Genomic DNA, 8205 nt, shown 5'->3' with positions numbered 1-8205 from the left:
CGCCGGGACGACGGCGGAGTGTGTAGCAGCGGCGGAATACAGATCGCGTGATTCTACGTTCGCCCTGCAGCACGAACCCGAAGCTCAGCCCTTCTTCGCCGGCTTGCTTGGCGCCGGGTTGAACAGCTTCTTCAGATCGTTCAGGCTTTCCGACAGGCGCGGCCATTCGCAGGAGAACGAGCCCTTGGCGCAGGGCGCGCCCTTCGGCCGCGGCCGCGCGTCGCTGGCTGCGGCCTGCGGGAATTTCGGACGCTCGACCGGCACGGGCACGCGCTCGACCTCGGTTCGCAGCGCGACCTGCTGGACCTGTTGAGGCTGCCGTTCCTGCTGCTCGCGCAGCTGCCGTGCAGCGGCTTCGGCCGCGGCATTGCTGCGGCGCTGGTCGGCGAGATAGGCGGTGTAGAATTCGTCGATCTTCTTCTGCTCCTCCGGCGTCGGGTTGGGCCCGGCGATGTCGAAGGTGCGATCCTGGAGGAAGTCGTAATAGGTGTAGCCGCCGCCCGGCTTGCGCCGGCCGGCGAACTTAGCGTTGCATTCGGCGAGCGCGGCCGTCTTCTCGGCCTTGGTTGAAGATTTCTCGGCGGCGTCGGCGCATGCCTCGAAATCCACCGGCGCGCGCTTCCACCATTGGGCCTGGGCATGCGACGGCGTCAGCAGAAAAAATCCTGCTGCGGCAATCAGAAGCGCCGCACGACGCGTTGCAACTACGTCCGACATTCTACGAGAGCATTCCTTGCAAAACTCAACCCGAACTGAGTCGGGCCAATTTTTGCCCCTTTATCGCCGGCTTGTCACCCATGGAACCCGGGAATTTCATGGCTGCAATGCTGACATTTTTTGCTTGACGTGGCGCGGGAGTCACAGCCGCGCGGCACATGATGCGCTTAGAGTTCTATTGGCTTGAATTCAAGGGGGAATGACCGTCATGAGAGCGCTGGCCCGTCTCGCCGCACTCGCGTTCGCGCTGACTTGCGGCCATGCCTTCGCAGCGGACGAAGATGCGCCCAACCGCAAGCCGGTGAAGGCGATTGCCGACGCGAGGCTCTCGGTCGGCGGCCGCGGAATGCTGCCGCTCTACCTGTCCCGCGACTGGTCGATGCCGCAGCCCGCGATCTCGCGCGCGATCATCGTGCTGCACGGGCGCCTGCGCAATGCCGACGAATATTACATCTCGGCCAACAATGCTCAGGCCGCGGCGGGCGACGACGGCAGGAGCGCGCTCATGGTCGTGCCGCAGTTCCTGGCAGAGATCGATATCGAGGCGTACAAGCTGCCGGAGGATATGCTGCGCTGGTCGCTGGAGGGATGGGAGGGCGGCGATGCCGCGCTTGCACCGAATCCGGTTTCTTCGTTCGAGGCGCTCGATGCGATCCTCGCAAAGCTCTCCGACCGGCGTATCTTTCCAAACCTGAAGCAGGTCGTGGTGGCCGGTCATTCCGGCGGCGGCCAGGTCGTGCAACGCTACGCCATCGGCGGCAAAGGCGAGGCGAAACTGTCGCGCCAGCACATCGACGTGCGTTACGTCGTCGCCAATCCGTCGTCCTATGCGTATTTCAGCGCGGATCGGCCCGTGCCCGCGATCGCCGCATCCTGCCCGGGCTACAACAACTGGAAATACGGCATGGGCGACCGTCCGCCCTATCTCGCGGACGCGACGCCGGCGGCGCTCGAGCAGCGCTATGTCGAACGCGAGGTGATCTATCTGCTCGGGACCCTCGACACCAATCCGAAGCATTCCGCACTGGACAAGAGCTGCATGGCGGAGGCGCAGGGCCCTTACCGCTACGCCCGCGGCCACGCCTATGCTGATGCGATGGCCAAGCGTGACGGCGGGACGCCCAATCACCGGGTCTGGGACGTCGCCGGCGTCGGCCATGACGGCGACAAGATGCTGACCTCGAAATGCGGGCTCGCGGCGCTGTTCGATATTCCGGGCTGCGGGGCGGAGCGCTGACGCGGGCGTCTTGAAGGCGGGTACCTTGAAGGCAGATAGCTTGAAGGGTTGACTCCCGCTGTTACACTTCGTCCCGCGACGCGCGATCGTTCCGCATCATGCCGTCGAAGGCACGGGCGCACCCCGACTGAGACACATCACGCAAGGACTGGACTTTCATGACCATCACCATCGCTGCGACCAGCGTGCCGAAGCCGTCGGCCGATATCATCGAGGGTTTTCGGAATGCGCCGACCTCGATCATTTCCGACAATCTCGCCCGGCTGCCCGGCGCGGTGGGGCTAAGGCCCTATCATCGCGGCGGCAAGCTGGTGGGCACGGCGTTCACCGTGCGCACCCGGCCCGGCGACAATCTCGCCATCCACCGCGCGCTCGAGCTGGTCGGCCCCGGCGACGTCATCGTGGTTGACGGCGGCGGCGACGAGACCCGGGCGCTGGTCGGCGAGATCATGAAGAACATCGCGCAGTGGCGCAAAGCTGAGGGCTATGTGATCGACGGCGCGATCCGCGACGTTGCGGCCTTCGCCGCGGACGACTTTCCCTGCTTCGCCCGCGCCGTGATCCACCGCGGGCCCTACAAGAACGGTCCCGGYGAGATCAACGTGCCTGTGACGATCGGCGGCAGCGTGATTTCGCCCGGCGACATCGTCGTCGGCGATGAAGACGGCGTGGTGTCGTTTCCGGCCGTCGGCGCCGCGGCGCTGCTGGAAGCGGTGCGCGCCCAGATCGTGCGCGAGGAAGAGACGCTGAAGGCGATCCGCGAGGGCCGTTACCAGGGCTCTTATGGAAAATCCTGATCGGAAGAATGATGGGGAGGATGGCGTGAGCCAGAAGGAAGAATTCCACAATCTCGACAATCCCGGCGACGGGCTGTTTCGCGAGCTCGCGGCGGGGGTGACCACGCGGATCTTTGCCGGCGAGCAGGCGATGCTGTCGGTGGTGACGCTGGCCCCGCATGCGCAGGGCACGCTGCACCATCATCCCGAGGAGCAATGGGGCGTGCTGCTCGATGGCTCCGCCATCCGTGTCCAGGGCGATGAGGAAATCCCCGTGAAGAAGGGCGATTTCTGGCGCACGCCGGGCAATGTGCCGCACACGATGCGCGCCGGCCCCGAGGGCGCCCGCGTGCTAGACATCTTCAGTCCACCACGGCCAGAATACAGAAAGCCGGGGTCGGGTTTCGGGACGACCTAAGGCGCCAAGAGCAAAAGCCGGGCGCAAAGACAACAGGGAGGGGACCATGACGATCACACGACGGGCGCTGCTGGCAGCGCCCGCCATCCTCGCGATGGCACCGGCAAGCGCACAGGCCGGCAAGATTACGCTGGTGGTGCCGTTCCCGCCGGGCGGATCGACCGACGCGATGGCGCGGCTGTTGCAGGCCAATCTACAGACAAAGCTCAACCGCATCGTCGTGGTCGAGAACAAGTCGGGCGCGGCCGGCGCACTCGGCGCCGCGCAGGTGGCGAAGAGCCCGCCGGACGGATCGACGTTCCTGGTCACCTTCGATTCCCACGCGGTGATCCCGTCCATCCTCGACAAGCCGCCGGTCGACGTCGAACGCGAGCTGATGCCGGTCTTCCTAATCGGCACCGCGCCTTATGTGATCGCCGCCGGCGCCGGCCGGCCCTACAAGAGCTTTGCCGACGTGGTGGCGGCCTGCAAGGCGACCCCCGGCGCGGTGAAATATGCCTCCGTCGGCATCGGCACGCTCGGCCATCTGGCGATGACCGTGCTCGGCAACAAGGCTGGCGTCGAGATCATGCACGTGCCCTATCGCGGCGGCGGCCCGGCGATGAACGACGTGCTCGGCGGTCACGTCGACCTGATCGCGGGCTCGGCGGCGCTGGTCGGCGCCCAGCTCGGCACCAACATGCTGCGTCCGATCCTGCAGCTCGGCCGCGAGCGGCTGCCGGCGTTGCCGGACACGCCGACCGCGATCGAGGCGGGCTTTCCGGATTTCGAGACGCTGGCCTGGTGGGGCATCTTCGCACCCGCGGGCACGCCTCCGGATGTCGTCGCGGCCATGGCGACCGCGTCCAGGGAGATCCTGAGCGAGCCCGCGACCGCCGCCCAGCTCAAGGAGACCCAGCAGATGACGCTGCTGCTCCAGGACGGCGCCGCCTTCAAGGCCTTCTTCGACAAGCAGGTCGCCTATTGGGGCAAGGTGGTCCGGGACAACAATATCAGGGCATGAGAGGCCTATTCCCGGGATTGCCATCCCGGGTCCAGTGCGCTCGCGCGGGCTTGAGCGTCAGAGCATCTTGCCGACGATCTTTGTCATATCTGCCGCTGAAAACGCGCGTAGCGTTTCGGTGCGGACATTGCCGAGTGCGCTGAGACTAAGGCTGAGCGACATCGCGGCAGCCTCATCTGGAGCCTCGAGAACGGTTACAACGTCATATCGTCCCTGCGTCCAGACGATCTCTCTCACGGTCACTCCGAACGTTTTGGCCATCTCCTTGAAGGCGTCGGCCCGCTTCGGCGAGTCCTTGACGTTGCGGACTCCCTGATCCGTGAAGTTTCCCAGCACGACATAGGTTACCATGGTCGTCCTCCCTGGTTAGAAACCCAGATACAATTCTCGCTTGAGGCAACCGCGCCGAGCTTGCCACGGCGGCTGGGATAGCGCTACTTGCGCGTTGTGAACGTCAGCGGATGTGACTTATTCGGTCAGGACAACGGCCGCGCGAAACTGAGCTCATGGCCGTCGGGGTCGGTGAGATGGAAGTAGCGCTCACCCCATTCGGCATCGCGCGGCGTGGTCGACGGCTGCCACCCGGCAGCGCGTGCGCGCTCGTAGGTCCCGTCGACATCGTCGACGTAGAAGATGATGCGGCCCCACCAGGACCAGCGCTTGTCGTCCGGCTGCGCCGTCAGGTTGAGATAGCCGGTGCCGGCGCGAAAGCTGGTGAATGCAGCGGCTTCGCCGCCATACAGGAGTTCGAACCCGAGCGAACGGTAGAAGTGCACGGCGCGCGCCATGTCGTGGGTGCCGAGTGTGATGGCACTGATGCCCTCGATCATGGTGCCGGCTCCTGGACGCGGTTTTGGGCAGGGGGACCATGGTACACCCCTCAAACGCAGTTTGACGACCATCGGCGCGGCGCATCGCGGACCCCGTCTGGCGACTGGCGATCCCAATTCTGCTCTGCTAAGAGGAGTCGAAACCCGCCTCCCGCGGGTTCCGCGGTCCCGTAGCTCAGCCGGATAGAGCGGCGGTTTCCTAAACCGTAGGTCGGAAGTTCGAGTCTTCCCGGGATCGCCATTTTCCGACAGTCGCGCGCCGCCACGAGCGCGCAATGCTGGTATCCCCACCAAATAGCTTTCTATCGTGACGTGTGCCGACAGCCGGCTAGAATACGGCGGGGTGCAGGGGGCCCTTGCATGACGGATTTGTGGTTCTACGCGGACGGCGGGCAGCAGCGCGGCCCGATCTCGATTTCGGAACTCCTTACGCTCCTCGCTCGTATCGCCGATCCTCGGCGTGTGATGGTCCGGCGGCACGGCTTCGAGGATTGGAAGCCGGTCGAGGAGGTGCACGAGATCGCGCAGCAGCTTCTTCAATCGCCGCCGCAAGAGCCGGCATCACCACCGGCGGCCGTCGTTCGGGAGCCCGCCGTTCTCGCCGAGGACGCTACTGCCTTCAAGGATGTCCAGCCCGAGATGACCGGCATCAGCGGTTGGCTCGCGCTTCTCGCGTTCGGCCAGGTGATGGGCATCCTGCGCCTGATCTTCAACGTCGGACAATATGTGCAATCGATCGACGACAAAGTCTGGACTTACTTTCCGACGGTGATCTGGAGTGAAATGCTGATAAACGCCGCCATGATCGGCTTCGCGATCTGGACAACGGTGCTCCTGTTCAGACACTCCCACAGGTTTCCAGCCTTCTTCATCGTACAAATGATCTGCGCGGTGCTGATGCCGCTCGTCGATCTCCTCTGCGTCGCATCGTTTTTTTCCGCCGCCCTCAATCGCCCGGTCAGCGATTTTTTCATCATCGAACCTCAACAGGTCGGACAAACGGTTGTCGGTGCAATCAGTGCCACGATTTGGATAACGTACGTCCTTCGCTCCCGCAGAGTCGCGAATACGTTCACGAAGTAGACCCGCCTTATGACGCGCGTGCCGGAGGGGCTGTTCTCCTGGTTTTCCTGCCCGTCAAGTCCCCAATAAAAAAAGAACCAGGCCGCCCAGTTGCGAATTGTTCGGGCCGTGCGTCGTCAGCGATCTCAGGGAGTCCCGAAGTGCCGGCGAGCACGGCGCGAAGATGTCACCACATCGAGCTATGGGCAGGGGTGTTGCTTGCCATCGTAGCCGAGATACGTTCCCGTAGCCGGGTTGTACGAGCGGTATTTTTGTTCGCAATAGGACGTGGCATCAGCAGCGTTGTCGTAGTCGCCGTAGAAGCCGTCGTCGTAGTCGCCATAGTAAGGCAAGCCCGAATACGCGCCCAATGCGAAGGCGCCAAGGCCAAGACCCCCGCCGTAAGCCCATGCGTGGCGGTAGCGATGCCGGAACCCGGCATGATGAAAATGACCGCCATGGAAGCCGGCCGCGACGGGACGTCCGGCCTGATGGAGACCACCGGGCGCATGGAAGCCGCCAGCGGCCCCGACATGACCAACGCCGCCGTGGAAGCCTCCGCCTCCGAAGTGCCCACCACCGTGAAATCCGCCGCCGCCTCCGAAATGTCCGCCACCGCCCCCGTGTCCGCCGCCGCCATGTCCACCGCCGCGCGCAGAGGCAGCCGCTCCCGGCGCCAGGGCGGCGCAAACAGCGATCACGCCAAGCAATTTCAGTCGTTTCATCGTTTTTCTCCAGCTACACGATTTCGGCCACGTCGCAACCTTTGCCGGACACTCATTGGCCCGAGAACTGCCGACGGACTCCATGTTCGCCGGATGCGCTCCCGCCGTCTTTTCAATAGGCCGCCGATGTTTCAGCTTCGCACGTGAAGTCGGACTCCGAGCGAGCAGACGCGTGCATTCGCGGTCGATGCCGGCAATGTTGCCAGGCATGGGGCCGACTTCCCGGGATCGCCATTTTTTCATGGGTAATCGTCGCTGTTTGCCACACTCGTCGGCGCAAAAATTGCTAGAAGCGAAAGACTTCCCTCCTGGCCTTGCCGACGTGCCGGCCACGCCTCACTGCCCCATCCGGAGATAACAATGCCTTTCGACTTGATCCTGCGCGGCGGCCGCGTGGTCGACCCGTCCCAGAAGCTCGATGCCGTGACCGATGTCGCCTTCGCGGGCGGCAAGGTTGCTGCGGTCGGCAGCGGGCTCAAGGCGGATCCGGGCACCGAGGTGCGCGACGTTTCGCAGCTCATCGTGACGCCGGGACTGATCGATCTCCACACCCATGTCTATTGGGGCGGCACCTCGCTCGGCATCGACGCCGAGGAGTTTTGCCGGACCTCCGGCGTCACCACCGCGGTCGATACCGGCAGTGCCGGCCCCGGCAACTTCGCCGGCTTCCGCAAGCATGTGATCGAGCCGAGCCAGGTCCGCATCCTCGCTTATCTGCACGTCTCGCATGCTGGCATCTTCGGCTTCTCGCACAAGGTGATGGTCGGCGAGAGCGAGGAATTGCGGCTGATGAATCCGATCGATGCGGCCAAGGTGGCGGATGCCAACCGCGATCTCATCGTCGGCATCAAGGTGCGCGTCGGCCTGCACGCCTCGGGCACGTCGGGGATCGTGCCGCTCGACATCGCGCTCGAGGTCGCGAACGAGGTCGGCATGCCCCTGATGGCGCATATCGACCATCCGCCGCCGAGCTACGAGGAGGTGCTGGCCCGCCTTCGTCCGGGCGATGTGCTCACCCACGCATTCCGGCCGTTCCCCAACACGCCGGCGACCGCGCAAGGCACGGTGAAGAGGGCGGTGCTGGACGCGCGCGAGCGCGGCGTGCTGTTCGACATCGGCCACGGCAAGGGCTCGTTCGCGTTCAAGACCGCGCGCGCCATGCTCGCCAACGGCTTTTATCCCGACACCATCTCTTCCGACATCCATCTTCTGTGCATCGACGGCCCGGCCTTCGACCAGGTGACGACCTTGTCGAAATTCCTGTGCATGGGCATGCCGCTTTCGGACGTGATTGCGGCGTCGACCGTCAACGCGGCAATGGCGATGCGGCGTCCCGAGCTCGGCAGCCTCAAGCCCGGCAGCGCCGGCGACGCCACGCTGATCTCGATCAAGCAAGGTCAGTTCGACTACGAGGACGTGGTCGGCGAGCACCTGATC

10 protein-coding genes and 1 tRNA gene are annotated in these 8205 nt (G+C 64.5%); 7 read left to right on the top strand and 4 right to left on the bottom strand.

Going from position 1 to position 8205, the window contains the following annotated elements:
* Nucleotides 1-84: 84 nt before the first annotated feature.
* Nucleotides 85-717: a hypothetical protein gene (locus ACXJL8_RS26770; protein WP_456619309.1), complete on the bottom strand. Its 633-nt coding sequence runs from the start codon at nucleotides 715-717 to the stop codon at nucleotides 85-87.
* A gap of 208 nt (nucleotides 718-925) precedes the next feature.
* On the opposite strand from ACXJL8_RS26770, the gene ACXJL8_RS26765 reads away from it, so the two are divergent.
* From ACXJL8_RS26765 to ACXJL8_RS26750, 4 genes are all read left to right on the top strand, one after another.
* Nucleotides 926-1954, top strand: a complete 1029-nt coding sequence (locus tag ACXJL8_RS26765) for an alpha/beta hydrolase (RefSeq protein ID WP_456619310.1) — start codon at nucleotides 926-928, stop codon at nucleotides 1952-1954.
* Between the two features lie 158 nt (nucleotides 1955-2112).
* Nucleotides 2113-2751: an RraA family protein gene (locus ACXJL8_RS26760; protein ID WP_456619311.1), complete on the top strand. Its 639-nt coding sequence runs from the start codon at nucleotides 2113-2115 to the stop codon at nucleotides 2749-2751.
* Between the two features lie 25 nt (nucleotides 2752-2776).
* Entirely contained in the window at nucleotides 2777-3148 is a 372-nt protein-coding gene (locus ACXJL8_RS26755; protein WP_456619312.1) for a cupin domain-containing protein, read from the top strand.
* Nucleotides 3149-3194: 46 nt separating this feature from the next.
* Nucleotides 3195-4151 carry a tripartite tricarboxylate transporter substrate-binding protein gene (locus tag ACXJL8_RS26750; RefSeq protein ID WP_456619313.1) on the top strand — a complete coding sequence of 319 codons (957 nt, stop codon included), beginning with the start codon at nucleotides 3195-3197 and terminating at the stop codon, nucleotides 4149-4151.
* A 57-nt stretch (nucleotides 4152-4208) separates the two neighbouring features.
* Here ACXJL8_RS26750 and ACXJL8_RS26745 read toward each other — a convergent pair whose 3' ends face one another.
* Nucleotides 4209-4502 (bottom strand): GYD domain-containing protein, encoded by a 294-nt coding sequence (locus ACXJL8_RS26745; protein WP_456619314.1) that lies wholly within the window; start codon nucleotides 4500-4502, stop codon nucleotides 4209-4211.
* 125 nt (nucleotides 4503-4627) lie between these two features.
* Complete coding sequence (locus ACXJL8_RS26740; RefSeq protein WP_456619315.1) at nucleotides 4628-4981, bottom strand: VOC family protein; 354 nt, start codon at nucleotides 4979-4981, stop codon at nucleotides 4628-4630.
* A 164-nt stretch (nucleotides 4982-5145) separates the two neighbouring features.
* On the opposite strand from ACXJL8_RS26740, the gene ACXJL8_RS26735 reads away from it, so the two are divergent.
* Nucleotides 5146-5222, top strand: a tRNA-Arg gene (locus ACXJL8_RS26735).
* 119 nt (nucleotides 5223-5341) lie between these two features.
* Complete coding sequence (locus tag ACXJL8_RS26730) at nucleotides 5342-6064, top strand: DUF2569 family protein (protein WP_456619316.1); 723 nt, start codon at nucleotides 5342-5344, stop codon at nucleotides 6062-6064.
* A 179-nt stretch (nucleotides 6065-6243) separates the two neighbouring features.
* Here ACXJL8_RS26730 and ACXJL8_RS26725 read toward each other — a convergent pair whose 3' ends face one another.
* Nucleotides 6244-6768 (bottom strand): BA14K family protein, encoded by a 525-nt coding sequence (locus ACXJL8_RS26725; RefSeq protein ID WP_456619317.1) that lies wholly within the window; start codon nucleotides 6766-6768, stop codon nucleotides 6244-6246.
* Between the two features lie 360 nt (nucleotides 6769-7128).
* On the opposite strand from ACXJL8_RS26725, the gene ACXJL8_RS26720 reads away from it, so the two are divergent.
* Nucleotides 7129-8205, top strand: a 1077-nt coding sequence (locus ACXJL8_RS26720) for an amidohydrolase/deacetylase family metallohydrolase (RefSeq protein ID WP_456685882.1), incomplete at its 3' end; no start/stop codon positions are given.

It is taken from the genome of Bradyrhizobium sp. P5_C11_2, from assembly GCF_054049755.1.
Note: the sequence above shows the minus strand (reverse complement) of the source record. Positions and strands in the feature narration are given on the sequence as shown.